This window comes from Streptomyces sp. NPDC002935 (genome assembly GCF_040611295.1).
Lineage (GTDB): Bacteria > Actinomycetota > Actinomycetes > Streptomycetales > Streptomycetaceae > Streptomyces.
This window is the reverse complement of record NZ_JBEXNW010000018.1, coordinates 97,382-121,416: the sequence shown is the minus strand read 5'-3', so window position 1 is coordinate 121,416 and position 24,035 is coordinate 97,382. Positions and strand designations below refer to the sequence as shown.

General features: G+C 70.3%; 21 protein-coding genes and 1 pseudogene. 15 read left to right on the top strand and 7 right to left on the bottom strand.

Features of this window, described 5'->3' with window-relative positions; genetic code table 11:
* Positions 1 to 77: 77 nt before the first annotated feature.
* On the bottom strand, positions 78 to 3,074 hold the full coding sequence (locus tag ABZX90_RS24560) for a bifunctional [glutamine synthetase] adenylyltransferase/[glutamine synthetase]-adenylyl-L-tyrosine phosphorylase (RefSeq protein WP_355207994.1): 2,997 nt from the start codon (positions 3,072 to 3,074) through the stop codon (positions 78 to 80).
* A 146-nt stretch (positions 3,075 to 3,220) separates the two neighbouring features.
* Here ABZX90_RS24560 and ABZX90_RS24555 point away from each other — a divergent pair, with 146 nt between their 5' ends.
* From ABZX90_RS24555 to ABZX90_RS24540, 4 genes are all read left to right on the top strand, one after another.
* A complete protein-coding gene (locus tag ABZX90_RS24555) occupies positions 3,221 to 3,658 on the top strand; it encodes a VOC family protein (RefSeq protein WP_351122077.1) in 438 nt (145 codons plus the stop codon).
* 122 nt (positions 3,659 to 3,780) lie between these two features.
* Complete coding sequence (locus ABZX90_RS24550; protein WP_351122074.1) at positions 3,781 to 4,668, top strand: alkaline phosphatase family protein; 888 nt, start codon at positions 3,781 to 3,783, stop codon at positions 4,666 to 4,668.
* A gap of 1 nt (position 4,669) precedes the next feature.
* Complete coding sequence (locus ABZX90_RS24545; protein ID WP_355207991.1) at positions 4,670 to 6,175, top strand: MFS transporter; 1,506 nt, start codon at positions 4,670 to 4,672, stop codon at positions 6,173 to 6,175.
* Positions 6,172 to 7,191 (top strand): TolB-like translocation protein, encoded by a 1,020-nt coding sequence (locus ABZX90_RS24540; protein ID WP_355207988.1) that lies wholly within the window; start codon positions 6,172 to 6,174, stop codon positions 7,189 to 7,191. Before ABZX90_RS24545 ends, ABZX90_RS24540 begins: the two co-directional genes overlap by 4 nt.
* 79 nt (positions 7,192 to 7,270) lie before the next feature.
* Here the strand turns inward: ABZX90_RS24540 and ABZX90_RS24535 are convergent, their stop codons facing one another.
* Complete coding sequence (locus ABZX90_RS24535; RefSeq protein WP_351122284.1) at positions 7,271 to 7,819, bottom strand: YciI family protein; 549 nt, start codon at positions 7,817 to 7,819, stop codon at positions 7,271 to 7,273.
* 846 nt (positions 7,820 to 8,665) lie between these two features.
* Between ABZX90_RS24535 and ABZX90_RS24530 the strand changes: the two genes are divergently transcribed.
* The 3 genes from ABZX90_RS24530 to ABZX90_RS24520 all read left to right on the top strand — a co-directional run bounded on the left by ABZX90_RS24530 (position 8,666) and on the right by ABZX90_RS24520 (position 11,001).
* The gene (locus ABZX90_RS24530; RefSeq protein ID WP_351122067.1) at positions 8,666 to 9,220 is read left to right on the top strand and encodes a hypothetical protein; all 555 of its coding nucleotides are present in this window, start codon (positions 8,666 to 8,668) and stop codon (positions 9,218 to 9,220) included.
* 221 nt (positions 9,221 to 9,441) lie between these two features.
* Entirely contained in the window at positions 9,442 to 10,137 is a 696-nt protein-coding gene (locus ABZX90_RS24525; RefSeq protein WP_351122064.1) for a type 1 glutamine amidotransferase domain-containing protein, read from the top strand.
* Between the two features lie 132 nt (positions 10,138 to 10,269).
* Positions 10,270 to 11,001: an SDR family oxidoreductase gene (locus tag ABZX90_RS24520; protein WP_351122061.1), complete on the top strand. Its 732-nt coding sequence runs from the start codon at positions 10,270 to 10,272 to the stop codon at positions 10,999 to 11,001.
* Positions 11,002 to 11,702: 701 nt separating this feature from the next.
* Here ABZX90_RS24520 and ABZX90_RS24515 read toward each other — a convergent pair.
* The gene (locus ABZX90_RS24515; protein WP_351122059.1) at positions 11,703 to 11,879 is read right to left on the bottom strand and encodes a hypothetical protein; all 177 of its coding nucleotides are present in this window, start codon (positions 11,877 to 11,879) and stop codon (positions 11,703 to 11,705) included.
* A 228-nt stretch (positions 11,880 to 12,107) separates the two neighbouring features.
* On the opposite strand from ABZX90_RS24515, the gene ABZX90_RS24510 reads away from it, so the two are divergent.
* The 3 genes and pseudogenes from ABZX90_RS24510 to ABZX90_RS24500 all read left to right on the top strand — a co-directional run.
* Positions 12,108 to 12,326, top strand: coding sequence for a hypothetical protein (locus tag ABZX90_RS24510; protein ID WP_355207983.1), 219 nt, complete (start codon positions 12,108 to 12,110; stop codon positions 12,324 to 12,326).
* 121 nt (positions 12,327 to 12,447) lie between these two features.
* Complete coding sequence (locus ABZX90_RS24505; RefSeq protein ID WP_351122054.1) at positions 12,448 to 12,672, top strand: hypothetical protein; 225 nt, start codon at positions 12,448 to 12,450, stop codon at positions 12,670 to 12,672.
* A 26-nt stretch (positions 12,673 to 12,698) separates the two neighbouring features.
* A pseudogene (locus ABZX90_RS24500) lies at positions 12,699 to 13,124 on the top strand (tyrosine-type recombinase/integrase); the annotation flags it as partial.
* 75 nt (positions 13,125 to 13,199) lie between these two features.
* On the opposite strand, the gene glnA reads toward ABZX90_RS24500, so the two are convergent.
* Complete coding sequence (glnA, locus tag ABZX90_RS24495; RefSeq protein ID WP_355207980.1) at positions 13,200 to 14,561, bottom strand: type I glutamate--ammonia ligase; 1,362 nt, start codon at positions 14,559 to 14,561, stop codon at positions 13,200 to 13,202.
* Positions 14,562 to 14,891: 330 nt separating this feature from the next.
* Between glnA and ABZX90_RS24490 the strand changes: the two genes are divergently transcribed.
* Complete coding sequence (locus ABZX90_RS24490) at positions 14,892 to 16,100, top strand: globin domain-containing protein (protein WP_355207977.1); 1,209 nt, start codon at positions 14,892 to 14,894, stop codon at positions 16,098 to 16,100.
* Positions 16,101 to 16,365: 265 nt separating this feature from the next.
* Here the strand turns inward: ABZX90_RS24490 and ABZX90_RS24485 are convergent, their stop codons facing one another.
* A complete protein-coding gene (locus ABZX90_RS24485) occupies positions 16,366 to 16,800 on the bottom strand; it encodes an Rrf2 family transcriptional regulator (protein WP_351122047.1) in 435 nt (144 codons plus the stop codon).
* A 195-nt stretch (positions 16,801 to 16,995) separates the two neighbouring features.
* Here ABZX90_RS24485 and ABZX90_RS24480 point away from each other — a divergent pair, with 195 nt between their 5' ends.
* Both ABZX90_RS24480 and ABZX90_RS24475 read left to right on the top strand, forming a co-directional pair.
* Positions 16,996 to 17,661, top strand: coding sequence for a DUF3105 domain-containing protein (locus ABZX90_RS24480; protein WP_351122044.1), 666 nt, complete (start codon positions 16,996 to 16,998; stop codon positions 17,659 to 17,661).
* Positions 17,658 to 18,281 carry a DUF305 domain-containing protein gene (locus ABZX90_RS24475; RefSeq protein WP_351122042.1) on the top strand — a complete coding sequence of 208 codons (624 nt, stop codon included), beginning with the start codon at positions 17,658 to 17,660 and terminating at the stop codon, positions 18,279 to 18,281. The genes ABZX90_RS24480 and ABZX90_RS24475 overlap by 4 nt, the downstream gene beginning before the upstream one ends.
* A 150-nt stretch (positions 18,282 to 18,431) precedes the next feature.
* Here the strand turns inward: ABZX90_RS24475 and ABZX90_RS24470 are convergent, their stop codons facing one another.
* Complete coding sequence (locus tag ABZX90_RS24470) at positions 18,432 to 19,070, bottom strand: hypothetical protein (RefSeq protein ID WP_351122039.1); 639 nt, start codon at positions 19,068 to 19,070, stop codon at positions 18,432 to 18,434.
* Positions 19,067 to 19,567, bottom strand: a complete 501-nt coding sequence (locus tag ABZX90_RS24465) for a sigma-70 family RNA polymerase sigma factor (RefSeq protein ID WP_351122037.1) — start codon at positions 19,565 to 19,567, stop codon at positions 19,067 to 19,069. Before ABZX90_RS24465 ends, ABZX90_RS24470 begins: the two co-directional genes overlap by 4 nt.
* A gap of 304 nt (positions 19,568 to 19,871) precedes the next feature.
* On the opposite strand from ABZX90_RS24465, the gene ABZX90_RS24460 reads away from it, so the two are divergent.
* The gene (locus tag ABZX90_RS24460) at positions 19,872 to 21,812 is read left to right on the top strand and encodes a S53 family peptidase (RefSeq protein ID WP_355207972.1); all 1,941 of its coding nucleotides are present in this window, start codon (positions 19,872 to 19,874) and stop codon (positions 21,810 to 21,812) included.
* Between the two features lie 167 nt (positions 21,813 to 21,979).
* Positions 21,980 to 24,034, top strand: coding sequence for an NAD(+) synthase (locus ABZX90_RS24455; RefSeq protein WP_355207969.1), 2,055 nt, complete (start codon positions 21,980 to 21,982; stop codon positions 24,032 to 24,034).
* Position 24,035 lies beyond the last annotated feature (1 nt).

Here is a 24,035-nt window from a genome sequence, read left to right as displayed (position 1 = left end):
CGGACCGTCCCGGCCGAACCGTCCACGGCGGGCCGTCGCCCCGAACCGTCACGTTCAGTGACTGTTCGGGGCGTCCCTCAGGCTCCGTAGAAGAGTTCCTCCACCACGGCCCGGGCCCGCCGGGTGGTGCGCCGGTAGTCGTCGAGCATGTCTCCGACGTGTCCGGGGTCGTACCCCAGGTAGCGGCCCACGGCGGCGAGCTCCCGCCCGTCCGAGGGGAAGGTGTCGCCTGCCCGGCCCCGTACCAGCATCACGGCGTTCCGCACGCGGGTGGCCAGCACCCAGGCCTCGTCCAGCGTGGCCGCGTACTCCGTGGACAGCAGCTCGGCAGCGCAGGCGGCGGCCAGCGCCTCCCGCGTCCGGGTCGTCCGCAGGCCCGGTTCGACCCAGCCGTGCTGGAGCTGGATCAGCTGAACCGTCCACTCCACGTCGGAGAGCCCGCCGCGCCCGAGCTTGGTGTGCAGCGTGGGGTCGGCGCCGCGCGGCATCCGCTCCGACTCCATTCGCGCCTTCAGCCGACGGATCTCCCGCACGGCCTCCTCACCCAGCCCCTCCGCCGGATACCGCAGCGGATCGACCAGCTCGATGAACCGGCTCCCCAGCTCCTCGTCCCCCGCCACGACCTCCGCGCGCAGCAGCGCCTGCGACTCCCACACCAGCGACCAGCGCCGGTAGTACGCCTCGTACGAGTTCAGCGTCCGTACCAGCGGCCCGGACTTCCCCTCGGGCCGCAGATCCGCGTCGATCAGCAGCGGCGGATCCGCGCTGGGGAGCAGCAGCATCCGCCGCATCTCGGACACCACGGCGTTCGCGGCCCGGGACGCCTCCTGGTCGTCCACACCCTCCCGGGGCTCGTGCACGAAGAGCACGTCCGCGTCGGAGCCGTAGCCGAGCTCATGGCCCCCGAAGCGGCCCATCCCGATCACCGCGAACCGCGTGGGGAGCGTGTCCCCCCAGCCGTCCCGCACCACGGCCCGCAGCGTTCCCGCCAGCGTCGCCGCCGTCAGATCGGACACCGCGCCGCCGACCAGGTCGACCAGGGCCCCCTGATCGGCGACGGCCGGTGTCTCCTCGGTTCCGTACGAGGCGACGATGTCCGTCGCGGCGGTGCGGAACAGCTCCCGCCGCCGCACGCCGCGCGCGGCGGTCACCGCCTGCTCGCCGCCGTCGGCCCGCCGCACCGCGGCGAGGATCTCCTGTTCCAGATGGGCACGGTCGCGCGGTTCGAGGCCGCCGCTCTCCCCGTCGCCCAGCAGTGCCACGGCCTCCGGCGCCCGCATCAGCAGGTCCGGGGCGAGCCGCCCCGCCGAGAGCACCCGCGCGAGGTTCTCGGCGGCGGCGCCCTCGTCCCTCAGCAGACGCAGATACCAGGGGGTCTTGCCGAGCGCGTCCGACACCTTGCGGAAGTTGAGCAGGCCGGCGTCGGGGTCGGCGGAGTCCGCGAACCATCCCAACAGCACCGGGAGCAGGGTCCGTTGGATGGCGGCCTTGCGGGTGACCCCGGAGGCCAGCGCCTCCAGGTGGCGCAGCGCGGCGGCCGGATCGGCGTACCCGAGGGCGATGAGCCGCTCCCGGGCCGCGCCCGTGCTCAACCGGGCCTCGACAGGCGCCAGTTGGGCCACCGCGTCGAGCAGCGGCCGGTAGAACAGCTTCTCGTGCAGCCGCCGCACCATGGCCGCGTGCCGCTTCCATTCCCGGTTCAGTTCCTTGACCGGGTCGGCGCGCAGCCCGAGCGACCGCCCGATCCGGCGCAGATCGGCCTCGTTCTCCGGCACCAGATGCGTGCGCCGCAGCCGGAAGAGCTGGATACGGTGTTCCATCGTCCGCAGGAAGCGGTAGGCGTCGTCGAGTTGTACGGCGTCGGCGCGTCCCACGTATCCGCCCGCCGCAAGCGCCTTCAGGGCGTCCAGCGTCGTACCGCTGCGCAAGGACGTGTCGGCCCGGCCGTGCACCAACTGCAGGAGTTGTACGGCGAATTCGACGTCCCGCAGTCCTCCCGGGGCGAGCTTCAGTTCCCGCTCGATCTCGGCGACCGGGATGTTCTCGACGACGCGGCGCCGCATCTTCTGCACGTCGGGGACGAAGTTCTCGCGCTCGGCGGCCTGCCACACCAGCGGGGCCAGGGTGGCCACGTACTTCTCGCCCAGCTCCAAGTCCCCCGCCACGGGGCGGGCCTTGAGCAGGGCCTGGAACTCCCAGGTCTTGGCCCACCGCTGGTAGTAGGCGAGATGGCTGCTGAGCGTGCGCACCAGGGGACCGTTGCGGCCTTCGGGGCGCAGATTGGCGTCGACCGGCCAGATGCTGCCCTCGACGGTCGTCTCGGAGCAGATCCGCATCATGTGCGAGGCGAGCCGGGTCGCCGCCTGCACGGCCTTCCCCTCGTCGCCCCCTTCGACGCCCTCCCCTACGAAGATCACGTCGACGTCGGACACGTAATTCAGTTCGTGTCCCCCGCACTTGCCCATCGCGACGACCGCGAGCCGGCACATGACTGCGTCGTCGGGCGCGGCCGCCTCGGCGATGGCGAGCGCGGCGCGCAGGGTCGCGGTGGCGAGGTCGGCGAGTTCGGCGGCGGTCTGGGCGAGGTCGGTGGTGCCGCACACGTCGCGCGCGGCGATGGACAGCAGGCAGCGGCGGTAGGCGACCCGCAGCGAGACGGGGTCCGTCGCGTCCGCCAGCCCCCGCTCGAACTCCTGGACCCCGGGATGCAGGTCCCGCGCCTCGTAGGTGACGAGGGTCTGCCAGTCGTCCGGGTGCCGGGCGAGGTGGTCGCCGAGCGCGGCGGAGGCGCCGAGCACGCCGAGCAGCCGGTCCCGCAGCGGCTTGGCGGCGATCAGTGTGTCGAGGAGCTCCCGCCGGGCGGGGTCCCCGTCCTGTGCCTCGACGAGCCGGACGAGTCCGAACAGTGCGAGGTCCGGGTCGGCGGTGGCGCCCAGCGCGTCCAGGAGGACCGGGTCGGAGCGTACGGGTGCCAGTTCGGGACCCTCCAGGAGCCGCTCGGCCGCCGACGGATCGGTGAAGCCGTGTCGCAGCAGCCGCGTGAAGGTACTGCTCCTGCGCCCCGGCGCCGTCATCCCGGCCTCCCGTCGGATCGGACTCCACGGACCATCGGATCAAGGTCGTGCGAAGCGAGCCTAACCCCGGTCCCCAGGGTGGCGCCCCGCGCCGGTCTGGGCTTCTGTGGACAGAGCCATGAGCCGTACGACAAGGGAGTCAAGCCATGGACATGACCCTCGAAGTGATCCTGCTGCCGGTCTCCGACGTGGACCGGGCCAAGGAGTTCTACCGGGACAAGGTCGGCTTCCATGTCGACCTGGACGGGGAGGTGATGGAAGGGGTGCGGATCGTGCAGCTGACGCCGCCCGGGTCCGGGTGTTCGATCGCGCTCGTCGACGGGCTCAAGGTCCCGACGGGGACGCCGCAGCCGGGGACATACCACGGGATGCAGCTGTGCGTGCAGGACGCCGCGGCGGCGTACGAGGAACTGACCGGCCGCGGCCTCGACGTCAGCGAGCCGGTCGCGTTCGCCCCGCGGGACGGTGCCACCTTCATGTATTTCACGGACCCGGACGGGAACGGGTGGGCGATCCAGGAGTACCGCCGGCGGGCGACGGAGCCGCTGCACCAGGTGCTGGGCCAACTGGCCCGCGATCGCTGACGGCAGCAAGTTCATCCGCTCTTCATCCCTCCGGTTGAGGGGCGTGGGCCGCGGGAATATTGGCGTGCGCATGCTCTGTCCGCACCGCCACCGTCGCCTCTCCCCCCCACCGGAGGTCTGAAGTGTCCGGCAGAAACGTGTACACCCGCAGTCGTGCCGTCGTGGCATCCGCCCTCGCCTTCACCGCGGCCGCGGTAGGGCTGTGGACCGGATTCGCCGGCTCGTCGTCCGCGCACGCCGCGGCCGCGGTCCCGACCCCGGACCACGTCGTGGTCGTGGTCTTCGAGAACCACGCGTACAGCCAGGTGATCGGCTCCTCCAGCGCCCCGTACATCAACTCGCTCAAGACCGGCGGGGCCAACCTCTCCCAGTCGTACGCCGAGACGCACCCGAGCCAGCCCAACTACTTCGCCCTGTTCTCCGGCTCCACCCAGGGCATCACCGACGACAGCTGCTACACGCCCGGCTTCTCCTCCGCCCCCAACCTCGCCTCCGAGCTGATCGCCGCGGGCAAGTCGTGGGGCAGCTACAACGAGACGCTTCCCAGCCAGGGTTCGACCACGTGCAGCAGCGGCAAGTACGCGCGCAAGCACAACCCCTGGTTCGGCTTCAGCAACGTCCCGACGTCCAGCGCCAAGACGTTCACCCAGTTCCCGACGGACTACACGACGCTTCCGCAGGTCTCCTTCGTCGTCCCCAACCTGTGCAGCGACATGCACGACTGCTCGGTGGCCACCGGTGACACCTGGCTGAAGAACAACCTGGGCGCCTACGCCACGTGGGCCAAGACCCACAACAGCCTGCTCGTCGTCACCTTCGACGAGGACAACCGGCTCGCGGGCAACAAGATCCCGACGGTGCTGTACGGCCAGCAGGTGACCGCGGGTTCCTCCTCCACCACCACCTACAACCACTACGACCTGCTGCGCACGCTGGAGGACATGCACGGCCTCACGCACGCCGGCAACGCGGCCTCCGCCAAGGACATCACGGGCATCTGGACGTCCTGACATGTACGTAGCGGACAGCCGCGCCAGTACACCGGAGACTCCGGCGGCGTCCGCGGAAAGCGCCGCCCGGCCCCGAGCCGGGCGGCGCCGTGCCGCGGTCGCGCCCACGGTGCTGGCACTCGGCACGGTCAGCCTGATCACCGACGTCTCCTCGGAGATGGTGACGGCGGTGCTGCCCCTGTACCTGGTGGCGGGCCTCGGTCTGTCCCCCCTCGGCTTCGGGCTCCTCGACGGGATCTACAACGGCTTCTCGGCGCTGGTCCGCCTGGTCGGGGGGCATCTCGCCGACCGGGGCGGGGGCCGCCACAAGTGGGTGGCGGGTGCCGGATACGCCCTCTCGGCGGCCTGCAAACCACTGCTCCTGGTGGCACAGACCCTGACCCCCATCGGCCTGGTCCTCGCCGCCGACCGCACCGGCAAGGGCCTGCGCACGGCCCCGCGCGACGCCCTGATCTCCCTGTCGAGCACACCGGAGACCCGCGGCCGCGCCTTCGGTGTCCATCGCGCGATGGACACGGCGGGCGCCCTGCTGGGCCCGCTGGCCGCATTCCTGATCCTCCGGGCGACCGTCGACGGCTACGACGCGGTCTTCATGGTGAGCTTCTGCGTGGCCGTGGTGGGTGTACTGGTCCTGGTGCTGTTCGTACCGGGGGGTTCGGGTGCCCGGGTCACGGGCGCTGCGGAGGCGCCGGGCGCGCCTGGCACCCGTACGGGGTCCGGGGACGCCCGGGAATCCCGCGCGACGGCCGGGGACACCCGGGAACCCGGACCACGGAACACCGAAGCCGAGGACCCGCACGGCTCCCCCGGCTCCCCCGGCTCCCCCGGCTCCCCCGGCTCCCAGAGCCTGCGTACGACGGCCGAAGGCGCCGCGCCCGCCCCGCCGCGCCCCACCCCGCGCCCCACCCTGCGTGCCGCCCTCGCTCTCCTCCGCCGCCCGGAGCTGCGCCGCATCGCGCTCTGCGCGCTCCTGCTCGGCCTCGCCACGGTCAGCGACTCGTTCATGTTCCTGCTGCTCCAGCGGCGGCTCGGGGTGCCGGACCGCTGGTTCGCGCTGCTGCCCCTCGGCACGGCCGCCGCGTTCCTGCTGCTGGCCGTCCCGCTCGGCCGGCTCGCGGACCGGGTCGGCCGGTGGCGGGTGTTCCTGGCCGGCCACTGCGCCCTGCTCCTCGCGTACGCCCTGCTGCTCACGTCCTGGCACGGTGCGGCGCTGCCGTACGCCGTCCTGCTCCTGCACGGCGGTTTCTACGCGGCGACGGACGGCGTGCTCATGGCCGCGGCCTCGGACAGCGTGCCGGAGGAGCTGCGGTCGTCCGGACTCGCGCTGGTCCAGACGGGGCAGGCGCTGGCCCGTTTCGTCTGCTCGCTCGGTTTCGGCGCGGCGTGGACGGCGTGGGGCGACCGTACGGCGCTCACGGCGTCGGCCGTGGCACTCGCCCTGTGCGCCCTGTTCTCGCTGAGCCTGCGCCCCGCCACCCGCCGCACCCCCTCAGAAGGCCTCCTATGACGCTGCGAACCCGCATCCTGGTCCTGGTCTGCGCCCTGGTCGTCCTGGCGGGCGTCGCGACCGCCTCCGTGCTGCACGCCTCGGCCCGCGCCGAGCGCAGGAACCAGGCCCAGCCGGGCGGCCCGCGGATCACTGCCGGGCGGGTCTCCCTGACCGACTCCCGGCGGCTGGTGTTCCGCAACATGGCGTGGGGCCCGCACCGCGACGAGCTGACGGCCGTCCCGGCGTCCGACCCGTCGGGCCCGCGCACGGCGTCCAAGGTCAAGTGCCTGCGCTTCTACGCCGCTTCGGGCACGGGAGTGTGTCTTCAGGCGGTGCGCGGAACGGTCCAGGACACCTACCGGGCAGTGATCCTCGACGCCGGTCTGCACGTGACGGCCCGCTACGACGTGCCCGGCATCCCGTCCCGCGCCCGGGTCTCGCCCAGCGGCCGGTACGCCGCGTGGACGGCGTTCGTGGGCGGCGACTCCTACGCGGGCACGAACTTCTCGACGCGGGCGGCGATCGTCGACACCCGCACGGGGGAGCTGACGCCGTCCCTGGAGGCGTACCGGGTGGTGAAGGACGGCAGAACCTACCACGCGGCCGACGTCAACTTCTGGGGCGTGACCTTCGCGGCCGACGACCGCACGTTCTACGCCACGATGGCCACGCACGGCACGACCCATCTGGTCCGCGGCGACCTGGGCACCCGCACCGTCACCACCCTGCGCACGAACGTCGAATGCCCGTCCCTCTCCCCGGACGGCACCCGCGTCGCCTTCAAGAAGCGCGTCAAGGGCCTCTCCAAGGACGCTCCTTGGCGCCTGTACGTCCTCGACCTGCGCACCGAACACGAAACACCGCTCGCCGAGTCCCGCAGCGTCGACGACCAGGCGGTCTGGAGCGACGACCACACCCTCGTCTACGCCCTCCCCGGCGACTACGGAGCCGACCTCTACACGGTTCCGTCCGACGGCACGGGAAAGCCGCGGCGCATCAGCACCGCGGCCGTGTCTCCCGCGTACGTGCGCTAGGAACGTACGGCTCGGCCTCCAGCGCGTTGCGGAGCGGCGGACACCGAGGACCTGTTGCTCTCCAGTGCTCCGCGGGCCGTCACGGGCGCCCGCCGAACTGCCAGTCGTGGACCTCGATGTCGGCGTACCGGTCCGGGGTGAGGACGGCGCGGGCCGTGTCCGGGTCCGGCGCCCGCACCAGTACCGCCGTGCCCAGCCAGACGGAGCCGTCGTCGGACAGCAGCGGCCCGTAGGCGATCAACTCGTCCGCCTCGGGCGGCACCGCGAGGTCGGCGGCCTGCCCCGTGCCGAGGCCGAGCACCAGGTACCGGTTGCCACCGGTGCGGCCGCCGGGAAACTCCCACATGGTGCGCCCCAGCGCGTTGTGCCACCGGCGCACCACCACGTCGCGGTACACGCCCGCCTGGTAGCCGGGCTCGTCGAAGGCGAACGCGCGGGCGGTGGCGGGGTCCGGCAGATCGAGGATGTGCACGCTGCCGGTGGCCACTTCGCCGTCCCCGGTGAGGGTCGGGCCACGGGCGATCATCTCCGCCGCGTACCGGTCCATGTAGGACCAGTGCTCCTCCAGCAGTTCGTCGCGCAGCTCCGAGGAACCGGGCCGGTCACGGTGGTAGCAGAAGAACTCCATGCCCACAGTGTTCATCACCGGCCCGCTTCCCCGACCAACAGGCCTCGCGAAACGTTGAGTTGACGGCGGATCACGAGACAGCACCAAGAACACCGGGCCGCCGAGGACCTCCCGGCCGCCCACTCCCCGGGCCCCGAAGACACCGCAGGGCCGACGGTCACCGACCGTCGGCCCCACGTGCCGTTCTCGCGGAAACCCGCTCCTACCCGCGCTTACAGCACCGGCAGGTTCTTCCGCAGCTCGAAAGCGGTGACCTCGGAGCGGTACTCCTCCCACCAACAACGACCGTGGACGGCCGCTCGATCGCAGTACCCGACCCAGATTGAGCAGAACTACGCCGTGCTTCGTTGGATCACCCGCGAGGGCGCACGGCACGCGCTGGACGCCTCACACCTTGGCCAGCCTGAAGTTGGTCGAGAAGGGCCCGGCCCTGGTCCGGAGACATCTCGTAGATCGGCGGATGCGCTGGAGGTGGCATCGGCCAGTTGCTTGGCGGCCGCCTCCAGCACGGGAGCGGGCGGGGTGGACACAGCAGCCATGATCAAGTCTCCTGACGTGCACTGGAGCAGGGCCGCGGGCCGCTCACGCAACAACAACGCCCGCGTGCGGCTCTTTCGGCTCAACACTCGAACCGCGCACCGCCGGACGCAAACGCACAGCGGCGAGTCAGTGGCGATCCTCGGGGTCACGACACAACGCGGCCGCCACCCCGCGGCCTTCCCACCCCGAATCGTGCCGGGACGGTGTGCGTGTAAGCATGCCTAGGAGGAGATGTCGGCGTCGCCGGGTCGCGGGACGTCGCGTTTACCGGCCCCGTATCGCCAAGACCAGCAGGAGCGTTGCGCAATGCGCACTCCGAAGCAGTTGACTCCGCTCAGCGCGATCGCGTCGGGTCTGGCCGCCGGCCTGGTCGGCACCGCGTGCATGGACACGGTTCGGTTCCTGCGGCAGCGCCGGTCCGGTGGTGAGCGCAATCCCCTGCGGTGGGAGTTCGCTCCCGTCCGCACCTGGAAGGAGGCTCCGGATCCCGGGCAGGTCGGCAAGCGTCTGATCGAGGGCTTCACCCAGCGCGAACTCCCGGATGCCGCGGCCTGGCCGGTCAGCACGTTCATGCACTGGTCGTACGGCGCGGTCTGCGGGGCGCTGTACGGCGTAGTCGCCGGCTCGGCGCGCAAGCCGCCCTCTGGGTTCTACGGCGTACCGTTCGGCGCGGTCGTTTGGATCAGTGACTACATCAGCTTGCCGATCGCGGGGCTCTACGAGCCCATCTGGAAGTACGACCGCAAGACCCTCGCGGACGACCTTGGCCCCCACCTGGCTTACGGCGCCGCGACCGGGACCGTCTTCTGGATCCTGGGCAAGGCACGCACCGTCTGCGTCCGGACTCATTCGAACGGGTGAACGCGCCCCGCGGCCCGGATCCAGCTCCATCTGGCCGGATTGCCTCGGCTGCCAAGGTTCAGCACTTCCCACCAGGCGGGCAGCCGTAGTGGAGAGAGCGTCCGGGTGCGCCGGTCGGCAGACGTGCATAAGGTCCCAGAAGGGAGCAACTCGGCGGAGCGGGCCGGTTTCATGGGTCATCCCGCCGAACCATCGTGCGTATCCGAGAGGAAATCCTTGCCATGGCGACAGTGCTGTTCATCGTCAGCGGAGCCGCCTACTGGGTACTGAAGGACGGCACGAGGTACGCGACGGGATACTGGGCCGAGGAGTTCGCGAACCCGTACAAGATCCTCACGGAAGCCGGTCACGAGGTAGCCGTCGCGACGCCGAACGGCGTGACCCCGACCGTCGACATGATGAGCCTGCGCCCCGAGATGGCCGGCGGCAACGACAGTGCCCTTGAGCTGGAGGCCATCATCCGTTCCGCGGAGGCGATGCGCCGGCCACTGCAGCTGTCGGACGTGCGCCTGGAGGACTACGACGCGGTGTACGTGCCGGGCGGTCACGGTCCTATGTCGGACCTGGCGTTCGACGCCGACGTGGGGCGGCTGCTGACGCAGCAGCTTACCTCGGGCAACCCGCTGTTCATCGTCTGTCACGGCCCCGCCTCATTGCTGGCCACCAGGATCCACGGCGAGTCGCCGTTCAAGGACTACAACATCACCTGCTTCACCAACGAGGAAGAAGAGGGCGTCGGGCTGGCCTCCAGGGCGACGTGGTTGCTGGAGACCGACGTCCAGGAGAAGGTCGGGGTCAACTTCAGCCGCGGCCCGATGTGGGAGCCGTACATGGTCCAGGACCGCAACCTGGTCACCGGGCAGAACCCGGCTTCGGCCGCGGTCCTGGGAAAGCGGATGCTGGAAATCCTCAAGTGACCCCGTCCCGGGGCGTGGTGGGACAGGGATCGGTCACCTGTCGAGTGAGCCATGGCCGAGGGGGCCGGGTCCCTGGGCGTACCAGAACCGTCACTCGCCTGATCCATACTGATCAGGCGAAGGAAGTGAAGCATGAACGACACGACGGGTGCGGGCACCGCCCAGAAGGTCGCGATCATCACCGGTGCCAACGGGGGCATCGGCTCTGCCATCGTCACCGCCTACCGCAGCCTCGGGTACGCGGTCGTGGCCACCAGCCGTTCCATGCCGCAGTCCCAGGACCCGCAGGTGCTCGCCTTCCACGACGATCTGGCTGAGTCCGGCGCGGGCGCGCGGATCGTGGCGGCGGCGATGGACGGGTTCGGCCGGATCGACACCGTGGTCAACAGCGCCGGCGTCTACATCGGCAAGCCGTTCACCGAATACACGGACGCAGATTTCGACCTGATGGTCGGCGTGAACCTGCGCGGCTTCTTCAGCGTCTCGCGCAGCGCCCTCGGCGCCATGCTCTCCCGCCGTGAGGGAGGCGGTCACCTGGTGAACATCTCCACTTCCCTGGTCGACCAGCCGAATTCGCAGGTACCCTGCGCGCTGGCGTCACTCACCAAAGGCGGGCTGAACGCCGTCACCAGGGAACTGGCGATCGAGTACGCGGCGCACGGCATCCGGGTCAACGCCGTCTCGCTGGGCGTGGTGCGCACCCCGATGAACTCCGACGCGACGCCCGAGCTCGCCGCCCGCCACCCGCTCGGGCGGATGGAAGAGGTCGACGACGTCGTCCAGGCCATCCGGTATCTGGAGCAGGCCTCCTTCGTCACGGGCGAGATCCTGCATGTGGACGGCGGCCAGAGCGCTGGCCGCTGAAAGCGGCAGCGGTCGCCTCGTGAACATGAGTCCGTGACCTGCGGCCGCCTACTCGATCAACACTCTGACCTGCTGCTGAACTGTCGGTAGTTGTCGACGTTGGTCACCAGCGAGCGCCCTTCCACGGCCCCAGGACGGCCCGGAAGGGCGCTCGTACGTTGAGGGAGACAGCCGCCTTGTAAGTTCGCTCCAACTCGCCCTTGGCGTGGCCCAGCCGCGCGCACGAGTGTCATCTGAGCCGCCCAATGTCGCAGCGGTCCGTGGGCGTTGAGGTCAGCGTTGGATGTCAGCGGAACAAATCCGGAACGGGGCAGATCTCCAAGGGATCGCCTGGCCGATCCGCCCAGTTCCACCAGATGTGCCGACTGGCGCACCGCCACAGCGATCGGCAGGTCCGCCGGCCGTCGCCCTCGCGCCTGGAGAGCACGAGGCCACCAGACCTCATCGGCTGGCTGCACTCAGGACAGGCTGGGACATCGCTGATCACGTGGCGCGCCCTAACGGAACGCGACTGTAGAGCTGCGTCGAATTGCAACCCGACCTCTTCGTCCCGAAGCAACCTGAGTGCATGCTCCACTTAGGACGGTGGGTTGCTCACCTGCCGCGGCTGTCCGCAGGCGTGCGCCGTTGTCCGCCGTCGTACGTTGGCGTTGTCACGCAGTTAGACACTCAGGCGCCGTCCATTGATCGCTTATCGACGGTTAGGTGGTCCTGGTGTCGTCCACCCGTTCGCCTTCCGCCTGGGACGGCTCCGTCCTGGGGACGTCGGGGTGCTGTTCCATGGCTGCTCTCTCGGCCGGTTCGTCACGCTCGCCCTCGGCCTGGGAGGGCGTGTGAGAGTACAGCCAGCGGTCGTAGTCCGAGGCTCCGGTCTTCATGGCGGGCCTCCCTTGCTCGCTCAACTCCTATGTTCCTCCCTCGACCGCAGCCAGGGCGAGAGCGCGGTGCAAAGGGGGCGCGAGTGTGTTCGCTCACCGACAGATGGCCACCTGAACAGGGCCAGCTGACGCGAGCTGTGGGCGGGAGCCGAATCACAACATCGCAGGCGAGGAGGTCCCTCCCCTCCTCGCTGGACCCATAAATCGAACACGTGCTTGAATTTGTGCATGCGACCGTTTCCCGCCGACCTCGCCCAGGCGCAGCAGGAGTGGAGCGCCACCTACCGGCAGCTAGCGGAGCAGCCCGGCAGAACCGAGTTGCGCCGACATCTGTACCGGCTGTCGGCGCAGCTGCTCTTCCACCCCTACTGGCGGCAACGGCGACCAAGCGCCGCGGAGTGGTGGGAACTGCGTGAGCTGGGACGGTCGGACCGGGACGTGAGCTGAGTGGATTCATCACCGGATCTAGCTGCGGCTTCAACATGACGCGCTCTGCCGTCCGGCGGCTGAGGGTCCTCGAATGACGCGCTGGAATGCGGGGCCGTGCATCTCGGATGATGCTGAAGGCGTGTCCGGACCGATTCGCGTGATCGTGCATCCGCCGTCGCCCACCGGTGGCCGGCGCGTGCGCGTGGACGGCGAGATCCTCGGTCTGGCCCACAACGTGGCCGACGTCGCCGAGTTCCTCCGCCGAGCCGGCCTGGAGATCGACCCGGCGGAGGTTGCGGGGGCGCCGTGGATCGACTGGCGCGAAGTGGGGCCGGAGCGCTGGGGTCCGGAGACAAGCAGCTGACGCCCTCCCCAGGCGAGAGGGCGCAGCCGCCGGCAGAGGTCACCCTGCCGTGGCTACGCCCGGACGGCGCCCCCGTCACGAAGCGTTTGCTGTTCCTCCGCACCGACGGGAACGGCGCTGTCCGGCGCACGGACTTCAATGTCCGCTACTGGAAGCCCGCGCTCGTCGCCGCCGGCGTCATCCCGGCGCCCCGACCGGGTGAGCGCTTCCAGGCGGCGCGAGAGCACGGGATGCACGCGCTGAGGCACTTCTACGCGTCGGTGCTCCTGGATGCCGGGGAGAACGTCAAGGCGCTGAGCACCTACCTGGGGCACACGGACCCTGGCTTCACGCTCCGGGTCTACACGCACCTGCTGTCGAGCAGCGAAGGCCGCGCCCGGCGGGCCGTGGACAGCATGTACGAGGGCGGCGTTTCCGGGGCGGACGCCCCACAGACGGCCCAGGGGCAGTGAGGACAGCCGTGGGGCCCTCGGTCATCGACCGAGGGCCCCACGTACTGCGTCACGAAAAGCGCCGCTGACCCGCGCTTACAGCACCGGCAGGTTCTTCCGCAGCTCGAAGGCGGTGACCTCGGAGCGGTACTCCTCCCACTCCGCCTTCTTGTTGCGGAGGAAGAAGTCGAAGACGTGCTCGCCGAGGGTCTCGGCGACGAGTTCGCTGCGCTGCATGAGGGCGAGTGCCTCGCCGAGGTTCTGCGGGAGGGGCTCGATGCCCATGGCGCGGCGTTCGGCGTCTGAGAGGGCCCAGACGTCGTCGTCGGCGCCCGGCGGGAGCTCGTAGCCCTCCTCGATGCCCTTCAGGCCCGCGGCCAGGAGCAGCGCGTACGCCAGGTAGGGGTTCGCGCCCGAGTCGATCGAACGGACCTCGACCCGCGCCGAGCCGGTCTTGCCGGGCTTGTACATCGGCACCCGGACGAGGGCCGAGCGGTTGTTGTGGCCCCAGCAGATGTACGAGGGAGCCTCGCCGCCGGCGCCCGCGGTGCGCTCCGAGCCGCCCCAGATGCGCTTGTAGGAGTTGACCCACTGGTTGGTGACGGCGGAGATCTCCCCGGCGTGCTTCAGGAGGCCGGCGATGAAGGAGCGGCCGACCTTGGAGAGCTGGTACTCCGAGCCGGACTCGTAGAACGCGTTGCGGTCACCCTCGAACAGCGAGAGGTGCGTGTGCATACCGCTGCCCGGGTACTCCGAGAACGGCTTCGGCATGAAGGTGGCCTGGACGCCCTGCTCCAGCGCGACCTGCTTCATGATCAGCCGGAACGTCATGATGTTGTCGGCCGTGGAGAGCGCGTCGGCGTAGCGCAGGTCGATCTCCTGCTGGCCGGGGGCGCCCTCGTGGTGGCTGAACTCGACCGAGATGCCCATCGATTCCAGCATCGTGATGGCCTGGCGCCGGAAGTCCTGGCCGACGTTCTGCGGGGTGTGGTCGAAGTAGCCGGAGTTGTCGGCGGGGGTGGGCCGCGAGCCGTCCAGCGGGCGGTTCTTCAGCAGGAAGAACTCGATCTCGGGGTGGGTGTAGAAGGTGAAACCCAGGTCCGAGGTCTTGTTGAGGGCGCGCTTGAGGACATAGCGCGGGTCCGCGAAGGACGGGGAGCCGTCCGGCATGAGGATGTCGCAGAACATACGGGCCGTGCCGGGGGCCTCGGCGCGCCAGGGCAGCACCTGGAAGGTGGACGGGTCCGGCTTGGCGATCATGTCCGATTCGTAGACACGGGCGAAGCCCTCGATGGCCGAGCCGTCGAAGCCGATGCCCTCGTCGAAGGCCTGTTCCAGCTCGGCCGGGGCCACGGCCACCGACTTGAGGAAGCCGAGTACGTCCGTGAACCACAGACGTACGAACCGGATGTCACGCTCCTCCAGCGTCCGGAGCACGAACTCCTGCTGCTTGTCCATCTTCCGCTTCCACCCATCCTTGCTGGTCAGGCCGCCTGCTCCCACGCCTCGAAGACGATCGGCGCACCTGAGCATCCCACCACAACACCATTTCGTGCGCGTTGCCGACCATGATCGGCCGGGCGACCTCGGTCTGAACGCCTCGCGTACGGCAGGTGTCCTGCTCTGCTGCACATACTGCCTGCTCACACGCGCCCCGGTAAGGGCGGACCCTCACACTCTCTCGCCACACGGACTTTAATTTGCATCTCAGATGCAACTTTTACTAATCTGCGGTGCGTACAGGAGGGCCGCAACCCACCGTTTCCGCCCTGGCTTTGAGGAGTCCTGATGCTGTCCGAACCGTCCGCCACCACCGTGCGCGCCACCCTTCCCGTGGTCGGCGCCGCCATCGGCGAGATCACCGAGCGCTTCTACGCCGGGCTGTTCACCGCCCACCCCGAGCTGCTCCGTGACCTGTTCAACCGCGGCAACCAGGCCGCGGGCACCCAGCGTCAGGCCCTGGCGGGATCCATCGCCGCCTTCGCCACCTATCTGGTCGAACACCCCGACGAGCGGCCCGACGCGATGCTGAACCGCATCGCGCACAAGCACGCCTCCCTGGGCGTCGCGCCCGAGCAGTACAAGGTCGTGCACGAGCACCTCTTCGCCGCCATCGTCGAGGTGCTGGGCGACGCGGTCACCGCGGAGGTCGCCGCCGCCTGGGACGAGGTCTACTGGCTCATGGCGAACGCCCTGATCGCCATCGAGAAGCGCCTGTACGACGAGCAGGCGGACGACGGGGCCCTGCGCCCCTGGGTGGTCACCGAGCGCGTCGAGGAGACCGCCGACGTCGCCACCTTCCGGCTCCGTCCGGCCGACGGCGGCCCCCTGCCGGACTTCCGGGCGGGCCAGTACGTCTCCGTCGGCGTCGAGCTCCCGGACGGGGCCCGTCAGATACGTCAGTACAGCCTCTCCAGCGCGCCCGGTTCACCGGTACGCCAGATCAGCGTCAAGCGGGTGCGCGCGGACGAGAACCCCGGCGGCCCGTCTAGCCCCGAGGGCGAGGTCTCCAACCATCTGTACGAGCACGTCCGCGAGGGCAGCGTCCTCCAGGTGTCCGCGCCGTACGGCGACCTGGTCCTCGACGACACGGACGCCCCCGTCCTCCTCGCCTCCGCGGGCATCGGCGTCACCCCGATGATCGCCATGCTGGAGCAGCTCGCGGTCGCCGGCCACAAGGCCCCCGTCACCGTGGTGCACGCCGACCGCTCCCCCGCCGAGCACGCGCTGCGCGCCGACCACGAGGCGTTCGCGGGCAAGCTCGCCGACGCGGAGGTCCACTTCTTCTACGAGCACCCGGAGCCGGGCCACCCCGCCGACCTGACCGGTCTGGCCGACCTCTCCGGAGTGACCGTACGGCCGGGCACGCACGCCTACCTGTGCGGTCCGCTGCCCTTCATGCGCGCGGTACGGACCCAGCTCTTGGAGAAGGGCGTACCCGCCTCCGACATCCACTACGAGGTGTTCGGTCCGGACCTCTGGCTGGCCCAGGCCTAGCCACAGGCGGTTCACCGGGCGGCGCTTTACGCGTCGGACGCGTACGGCGTCCACGTCGGACGCCGTACGCGTCGGACGCCGTGCCCGGCCAGGCCCAGAGCCCGGCCGGGCACGGAGGCGGTACCGGGCGCGGACCGACGCGGAGGTGGAGCCGGGCGGGACCGGCACGGAGGTGGAGCCGGGCAGGGCCCGCCGAGCTGCCGGGCTGCCGGAGGAGCCAGGCAGGGAGCCCGCCGGTCGGCGGTTGGAGCCGGTGCCGGGGGTTCTACGGCCTCCGGGTGATGCCGAGCAGGAGGGGACCGGTCGGCTCGGCGACGACGTCGGCGATGGTCAGCGGGTCCAGGGAGGCGAAGAAGGCCTCCTGGGCCCGCCGCAGGGCCCCCCGCAGTCGGCAGGCGGAGACGAGCGGGCACGGCGTGGCGCCCTCGCACTCGACGACATCGCCGTCTCCCTCGAACTCGCGCACGATCGCGCCGACGGACGCGCCGCGCCCCTTCTCGGTGAGCGCGAGACCGCCTCCCCTGCCGCGCCGGGCATCGAGCAGCCCGAGGTGCTGGAGTTCGGCGACGACCTTGGCGGCGTGCGTGTAGGGGACCTGCATGCCGGCCGCGACCTCGCGCGTCGTGGGCGTCGAGTCGCCGACGACGGCCAGTCGCATCAGGACACGCAGGGCCAGGTCGGTGGATCGCAGCAACCGCATACCCGACAGCGTAGGTAATGCGCATCTCCGGTTCAAATTTTCTCTCGTCCGGCGGCCCCCCGCGCCACCGCGCACGCCCCGCCGCGGCCCCGGCCCACATTTCTTCGGCCAATCCTGGGCCCCGCCCTGCCGACGCCACTCCCTTCCCGATTACGATCGGCGAACCCGACCGTCCCATCCCCATAAGGACTCACCATGGGTTCCGCCAAGAACACCAGCACCGGATCGCGCAAGGCGCGCATCGAGGAGCTGCGCCGTGCCGAGCGTGCCCGTGAGCGGCGCAACCGGATCCTCGTGATCGCGACCAGCGCGGTCGTCGTGGCCGGTCTCGTCGTCGGTGGTGTCGTGCTCGTCCGGTCCCAGTCGGACAAGAAGGACACGCCGAGCGACTCGAAGACGGCCTCGGGGCACTTCGTCACGGGCACGGACGGCGTGAAGACCTGGAAGGGCACGCTAGCGCGCAACCACGTCACGAAGACCGTGACGTACCCGATGGAGCCGCCGGTCGGCGGTGACCACAACCAGGTCTGGATGAACTGCAACGGCGACGTCTACACCAAGGCGGTCAACAACATGAACGCCGTGCATTCCCTGGAGCACGGCGCGGTCTGGGTGACGTACAACGACAAGGCGTCCGACGCCGATGTGAAGGCGCTCGCGGCGAAGGTCAAGAAGACCCCGTACACGCTGATGAGCCCGGTCGAGGACCAGAAGGACCCGATCATGCTGAGCGCCTGGGGCAAGCAGCGCAGCGTGACCGGCGCGAGCGACAAGAACGTCGACGCGTTCTTCTCGCAGTTCGTCCAGGGCAAGCAGACCCCCGAGCCGGGTGCGGCCTGCACCAACGGCCTGTCCCAGTGAGGCACGTCGGGTGGATCGCGGGTGCCGCGGCGACCGTGCTCGTCGCGGCCGGGGCGATCACGTACGCGGTCGCCGACGGCGACGACTCCGGGACGCGGGCACCCGCCGCCGACTCCGCGGACGCGGGCTTCGCGCGGGACATGGCGGTCCACCACCAGCAGGCCGTGGAGATGTCGTACATCGTGCGGGACCGCACCAAGGACGTGGAGGTACGGCGTCTCGCGTACGACATCGCGCAGACGCAGGCCAATCAGCGCGGCATGCTGCTCGGCTGGCTCGACCTGTGGGAGCTGCCGAAGGTGTCCGCGGACGCGCCGATGACCTGGATGGGCATGGGGGACATGGCGTCCGGCAAGGACGGCTCGCTGATGCCGGGCATGGCCACCAACACCGAGATGAAGCGGCTCGGCACGCTCAGTGGGAAGCAGGCCGAGGTCTTCTATCTCCAGTTGATGACCGACCACCACAAGGGCGGTATCCACATGGCCGAGGGCTGTGTCGCCAAGTGCACCGTCGGGGTGGAGAAGCGGCTGGCGCAGGGCATGGTCGACGCCCAGCAGTCGGAGATCAAGCTGATGGCCGACATGCTCGGCGAACGGGACGCGAAGGCGCGCGACTAGGGCGTGTCCGCACCTTCTCGTCTGCCCTCTTCGGGCGGACGACGGGACTTTACGGAACCGTCCTGGCCAGGGCGGTTCCGTCCGACGGCCGGGTACGTGGAACGGGTCCGGGGCGGTGCCCCGGACCCGTTCACCCCCTCCGCCGCATGGTCAACTGCGCCAGTCCGTACCGCACTTCAGGGCGACGCCGGTCGGTACGAGCCGCTCCACCGAGCCAGGCCGGCCCTGGGTGACGGCGAGCTGGGCCCGGTTCAGGTAGCCGATGAAGAGCTGGGTGTGGGCGGGCATGGCCGCGGGGTCGTAGATGAAGACGACGCTGCCGTCGCCCCGCCTCTCCCGCTGTACGACGTCCTCGACCCCCGCTCCCGAGCCGTGTTCGTCGACCTGCGTGTGGTCGTCCGGCCCCTTGCAGAACACGCCGGTCTTCACGAGGACGGGGAATCCCGCCGCGCGCAGCGCCTTCTGGAGTCCCGCCGGGTTCTTGAAGTACTGCTCCTTGGTCCAGGTCACCGCGACCGTGCCGTCCGACCGCTTGGCGACGGTGAACGCGACGGCCTGGGCGTCCCCGCCCGCAGGCGGCGCCGTGGACGGGTGTCCGTAGCCCGGCACGCCGAGCGCGAGGCCCGCCGCCGCCGTGACACCCACGGCCGCGACGGCCAGCCGCCGGCGCCTCCGCCGGACGGCGCGGCCCTCGGCCACGATCCGCTCCACGGGCACGGCCATGGTGATGTCGTCGAGGGAGCCCCTCAGGGCGTCCAGGACGTCCCTGTCGTCTTCGGTTCCGTTCATGATCCTGCCTCCGGTGTGTCGAGGGTGACGAGGTGGCCGCGGAGTGTTCCGACGGCCCGGGCCAGATGGGCGGTGACGGTTCCGGGGGCGATCCCGAGCGTCTTCGCCGTGGTCGCCGTGTCGAGGTCGAGGAAGACCCGCAGGGCCACGACCTCCCGCTGCCTGCGCGGCAGTTCGCGCAGCAGGGCCAGCAGCGCGGGGTCGAGCCCGGCGCCGCCGGACTCCGCGGCCGCGGTGTCCCGGCCGTCGTGGTCGCCGAGCGCGACCTCGTGCCGGCGCCGACGCCACCACGAGATGCGGGTGTTGAGCGCCGTACGGACGATCCACGCGCGGGGCGCGGGATGACCACGGACCCGGGGCCAGGCGGCAAAGGCCCGGGCGAACGCCTCGGCCACGAGGTCCTCGGCCAGCTGCCGGTCGCCCACCGCGGCGAGGACCGCCCGCAGGCAGACGTCCCGGCCGCACCGGTAGAACTCTTCGAACTCCAGCTGCTTCACACCACCAACACGCCCCGGGGACTCGATCCGCTTACAGAAGACGGGCACCTCTTTACAGAGCCCGGGACGAGATAGAGGGAAAACCCTCGATTTTGGGCAACGACCCACTTCAAACCATCCCAAATGATCGCCAATCGCGGCCACTTGGGCTTTCCTTGGCTTATTCATTCCCCTGGCATGAACGGTTCATCGAAAGAGTGGCCCCCATCTGTGATCCATTCCCCACTCCCTGTCGGGGCGTGAGGGTTTCGCGTGGGTCACCGACCAACCACTACATGCGACGAACCGCATCGCAGGGGGTTCTATGAGATCCAACCGCGCCATCGCGCGCGCCGGAGTGAGCATGGCGGCGACACTGCCTCTGCTCGCCGGCGCGCTGGCGCTCGGCATACCCGCGGCCCACGCCGCGGACGGCCCGAGCCGGGACACCCTCGCGGGCACCAAGCCCGCGTGGGCGACAGCCAAGGCGGACAAGGGAGCGGCCTCCGACAGCTCCCAGGTCTCGGCCCGGGTGTACTTCGCCGGCCGTGACGCCAGCGGACTGGCGGCTTACGCCAGGGCCGTGTCCGACCCGCACTCGGCTTCGTACGGGAAATACCTGAGCAACAAGAAGGCGCAGGCACGTTTCGGCGCCACCAAGGCCCAGGTCACCGCGGTGACTTCGTGGCTGAAGTCGGCGGGCCTGAAGGTCACGGGAACGACGCAGCACTATGTCTCGGTGACCGGCGACGTGGCCGCCGCCGAGAAGGCGTTCGGCACCCAGCTGCACAACTACACCAAGGGCAAGAAGACCTACCGGGCGCCGTCGAAGACGGCCTCCGCGCCGGCCGCCCTGAACGGCGCCGTCCTGACCGTCACCGGCCTGGACAACGCCCCGCACAAGGCGACGCACGCCGATCAACTGCCGCCTCCGGACGCGGTGTTCAAGAACTCCGGGCCGTTCTCCTCGTACTACGGCTCGAACATCGCGAGCACCCTGCCGGACGCGTACGGAACGAAGATCCCGTACGCGGTCCAGGGCTACACGGGCAAGCAGCTGCGCGCCGCCTACGGCGCGGGCACGCGCACCGGCAAGCACGTGCGGGTCGCCATCACCGACGCGTACGCCTCGCCGACCATCGCGTTCGACGCGGCCACCTACGCCGGGAAGCACGGCGACGCCGCGTACACCAGCGGTCAGCTGCGTCAGGTGCTGCCCAAGAAGTACACGAAGACCGAGGAGTGCGGGGCGGCCGGCTGGTACGGCGAGGAGACCCTCGACGTCGAGGCCGTGCACGCGGTCGCGCCGGGCGCGAGCATCACGTACGTGGGTGCCGCCTCCTGCTACGACGACGATCTGCTCGACTCGCTCAACAAGATCGTCGACGGGCACCTGGCCGACATCGTCTCCAACTCGTGGGGCGACATCGAGGCCAACCAGACCCCGGACCTCGCCGCCGCCTACGACCAGGTCTTCCAGTTCGGCGCGGTCGAGGGCATCGGCTTCTACTTCTCCTCCGGTGACAACGGCGACGAGGTCGCCAACACCGGGACGAAGCAGGTCGACACCCCGGCCAACTCGGCGTGGGTGACGGCGGTCGGCGGTACCTCGCTGGCGGTCGGCAAGGGCGACAAGTACCTGTGGGAGACCGGCTGGGGCACCGAGAAGGCCGCGCTGTCCACGGACGGCAAGAGCTGGACCGGGTTCCCGGGCGCGTTCACCTCGGGTGCGGGCGGTGGCACCAGCAAGACCGTGGCGGAGCCCTTCTACCAGAAGGGTGTCGTCCCGAACGCGCTGGCCAAGGCGAACAACGCGGCGGGTAACCGGGTCGTCCCGGACATCTCGGCGATCGCCGACCCCAACACCGGTTTCAAGGTCGGCCAGACGCAGACCTTCCCGGACGGGACGGAGCAGTACAGCGAGTACCGGATCGGCGGCACCTCGCTCGCCGCGCCGGTGATCGCGGCCGTCCAGGCGCTCGCACAGGAGGCGCGCGGCGGCAAGGCGATCGGTTTCGCCAACCCGTCGATCTACTCCAAGTTCGGCTCGAAGGCGTACCACGACGTCACGGACAACCCCACGGGGTCCGGACTCGCCGTGGCGCGTGCCGACTTCGCGAACGGCTTCGACGCGGCGGACGGTGTGCTCATCTCCGTCCGCAGCCTCGGCAAGGACAGCTCCCTGAAGGCCGTGAAGGGCTACGACGACGTCACCGGCGTGGGCTCCCCCGCCCCGGGCTACGTCGACTCGTACACCCGTCGCTGACCGGCGTTCACGGACGATGCGCCCGCCTCTCCAGTGGAGGCGGGCGCATCGCGCGTTCTCCGCGATCCGCGCCCGGCACCCCCGGCACCTGACGTCCGCCGTGGAAGGTGGTCCGCCACACACCCGCCCCCACCCCATCGCGTCGCTCTGACGATTACACTGGCCGGGTGTCTCCTCTGAACTTCCGGTCGCTCTATCAGCACGGCTTCGCACGTGTCGCCGCCTGCACGGGCCACACCGTCATCGCGGACCCGCACGCCAACGCCGAGGCGGTCCTGCGCCAGGCGCGGAGGTGCGCCGGGGAGGGTGTCGCCGTCGCCGTCTTCCCGGAGATGGGGTTGTGCGGCTACTCGATCGAGGACCTGCTGCTCCAGGACGCGCTGCTCGACCAGGTCGAGGAGGCGCTGCAAGCGGTGGTGACGGGGTCGGCGGGACTCCTGCCGGTCCTGGTCGTGGGCGCCCCGCTGCGCCACCGCAACCGCCTCTACAACTGTGCGGTGATCGTGCACCGCGGCCGGGTCCTCGGGGTCGTACCCAAGTCGTACCCGCCGAACTACCGGGAGTTCTACGAACGTCGGCAGATCGCCGCGGGCGACGACGAGCGCGGCGGCACGATCCGGGTCGGCGGTGAGTCCGTGCCGTTCGGCGTGGACCTGCTGTTCGCCGCCGACGACGTCCCGGGCCTGGTGCTGCACACGGAGATCTGCGAGGACATGTGGGTGCCGGTGCCGCCGAGCGCCGAGGCGGCCCTCGCGGGCGCCACCGTCCTCGCCAACCTCTCCGGCAGCCCGATCACCGTCGGCCGGGCCGAGGACCGCAAGCTGATGTGCCGCTCGGCGTCCTCACGCGGTATCGCCGCGTACGTCTACGCGGCGGCCGGACTGGGCGAGTCGACCACCGACCTGTCCTGGGACGGCCAGACCATGATCTACGAGAACGGGGCGCTGCTGGCCGAGTCCGACCGCTTCCCGCTCGACGACCAGTTCTCCGTGGCGGACATCGACCTCGACCTGCTGCGGCAGGAGCGGCTCAGGACCGGCAGCTTCGACGACAACCGGCGCACCCACGCCGCCCGCACCGCCGATTTCCGGACACTGTCGTTCCGACTCGACCCGCCGACCGGCGACCTGGGCCTGCGGCGCCGTATCGAGCGCTTCCCGTTCGTGCCCGCGGACCCCGACCGGCTGGCCCAGGACTGCTACGAGGCGTACAACATCCAGGTCGCGGGGCTCCAGCAGCGGCTCGCGGCGATCGGTGGCCCGAAGGTGGTCATCGGGGTGTCCGGCGGTCTCGACTCCACGCACGCGCTGATCGTCGCCGCCCGCGCGATGGACCGGGCGGGCCGCCCGCGCAGCGACATCCTCGCCTTCACCCTGCCCGGCTTCGCCACCAGCGACCACACCAAGGGCAACGCGCACGAGCTGATGCGCTCCCTCGGCGTCACCGCGGCCGAGCTGGACATCACGCCGACCGCCCGGCTGATGCTGGAGGAGATGGGCCATCCCTTCGCCTCCGGCGAGCCGTTGTACGACGTCACCTTCGAGAACGTGCAGGCCGGACTGCGCACCGACTATCTGTTCCGGCTCGCCAACCAGCGGGGCGGCATCGTGCTCGGCACCGGTGACCTGTCGGAGCTGGCGCTCGGCTGGTCCACGTACGGCGTGGGCGACCAGATGAGTCACTACAACGTCAACTCGGGTGTGCCGAAGACGCTGATCCAGCATCTGATCCGCTGGGTCATCGGCAGCCACCAGTTCGGCGAGGACACCGACCGGACGCTCGCCGCGATCCTCGACACGGAGATCAGCCCGGAACTCGTACCGGGCGAGGAGATGCAGTCCACCGAGTCGAAGATCGGCCCGTACGCCCTGCACGACTTCACCCTCTTCCACGTGCTGCGCTACGGCTTCAGGCCCTCGAAGATCGCCTTCCTGGCCTGGCACGCGTGGCACGACCCGGACGCGGGTGCCTGGCCGCCGGGCTTCCCCGCGGCCGAGCGGGTCGCGTACGACCTGCCGGAGATCCGGCGCTGGCTGGACGTGTTCTGCCGCCGCTTCTTCGGGTTCGCGCAGTTCAAGCGCTCGGCCATGCCGAACGGGCCGAAGGTCTCGGCCGGTGGTTCGCTCTCACCGCGCGGCGACTGGCGCGCGCCGTCCGACAGTTCGGCCCGCATCTGGCTGCGCGACCTGGCCCGCTTCGACCTCCCGGAGACGCAGGGCTGAC

Coding starts and splice junctions, on each gene's coding strand:
- ABZX90_RS24560 (WP_355207994.1), bottom strand. CDS start 3,074: ATGACGGCGCCGGGGCGCAGGAGCAGTACCTTCACGCGGCTGCTGCGA.
- ABZX90_RS24555 (WP_351122077.1), top strand. CDS start 3,221: ATGGACATGACCCTCGAAGTGATCCTGCTGCCGGTCTCCGACGTGGAC.
- ABZX90_RS24545 (WP_355207991.1), top strand. CDS start 4,670: ATGTACGTAGCGGACAGCCGCGCCAGTACACCGGAGACTCCGGCGGCG.
- ABZX90_RS24540 (WP_355207988.1), top strand. CDS start 6,172: ATGACGCTGCGAACCCGCATCCTGGTCCTGGTCTGCGCCCTGGTCGTC.
- ABZX90_RS24535 (WP_351122284.1), bottom strand. CDS start 7,819: ATGGAGTTCTTCTGCTACCACCGTGACCGGCCCGGTTCCTCGGAGCTG.
- ABZX90_RS24530 (WP_351122067.1), top strand. CDS start 8,666: ATGCGCACTCCGAAGCAGTTGACTCCGCTCAGCGCGATCGCGTCGGGT.
- ABZX90_RS24525 (WP_351122064.1), top strand. CDS start 9,442: ATGGCGACAGTGCTGTTCATCGTCAGCGGAGCCGCCTACTGGGTACTG.
- ABZX90_RS24520 (WP_351122061.1), top strand. CDS start 10,270: ATGAACGACACGACGGGTGCGGGCACCGCCCAGAAGGTCGCGATCATC.
- ABZX90_RS24515 (WP_351122059.1), bottom strand. CDS start 11,879: ATGAAGACCGGAGCCTCGGACTACGACCGCTGGCTGTACTCTCACACG.
- ABZX90_RS24510 (WP_355207983.1), top strand. CDS start 12,108: ATGCGACCGTTTCCCGCCGACCTCGCCCAGGCGCAGCAGGAGTGGAGC.
- glnA (WP_355207980.1), bottom strand. CDS start 14,561: ATGGACAAGCAGCAGGAGTTCGTGCTCCGGACGCTGGAGGAGCGTGAC.
- ABZX90_RS24490 (WP_355207977.1), top strand. CDS start 14,892: ATGCTGTCCGAACCGTCCGCCACCACCGTGCGCGCCACCCTTCCCGTG.
- ABZX90_RS24485 (WP_351122047.1), bottom strand. CDS start 16,800: ATGCGGTTGCTGCGATCCACCGACCTGGCCCTGCGTGTCCTGATGCGA.
- ABZX90_RS24480 (WP_351122044.1), top strand. CDS start 16,996: ATGGGTTCCGCCAAGAACACCAGCACCGGATCGCGCAAGGCGCGCATC.
- ABZX90_RS24470 (WP_351122039.1), bottom strand. CDS start 19,070: ATGAACGGAACCGAAGACGACAGGGACGTCCTGGACGCCCTGAGGGGC.
- ABZX90_RS24460 (WP_355207972.1), top strand. CDS start 19,872: ATGAGATCCAACCGCGCCATCGCGCGCGCCGGAGTGAGCATGGCGGCG.